The 347-nt window shown below is 52.7% G+C and carries 1 pseudogene; it reads right to left on the bottom strand.

The features are described 5' to 3' along the window. Positions 1 to 28 precede the first annotated feature (28 nt). Positions 29 to 347: pseudogene (locus QD47_RS34400) on the bottom strand (transposase); the annotation flags it as partial.

The following is a 347-nucleotide window of genomic DNA, read 5'->3' as shown; positions in this document are numbered from 1 at the left end:
ACACGACGACTAGGGACGAAGCAGAGGTTTATCCTGCTTCGTCCCTTTTGCGTTTTTCCGTCATTGCGGCTTTTTTGAGCAGATTGTGGGCAAGGCAAAGCCACCCGACCTCCAGGCTTACTTTTTGCAAGCCGCGAAGCAGGAACCTCCGGAAACCCCGATTGTTTTTTATTTGTCCAAACACGCTCTCGGGCTCAGTCATGCGCCGAACGGAAAGAGTGTATCCTTCCTCGCTGCGCAGTCGTTCCCGCATGTCGTTTTTTTTGCCGCATATAGGTCAGACTGATGGCCATCTCCCGGTTGCCCTTGGCTGTGGTGCATTTCGCTTTTAGGGGACAATCGCTACA

Source organism: Paenibacillus terrae (assembly GCF_000943545.1).
GTDB lineage: Bacteria > Bacillota > Bacilli > Paenibacillales > Paenibacillaceae > Paenibacillus > Paenibacillus terrae_A.
Note: the sequence above shows the minus strand (reverse complement) of the source record. Positions and strands in the feature narration are given on the sequence as shown.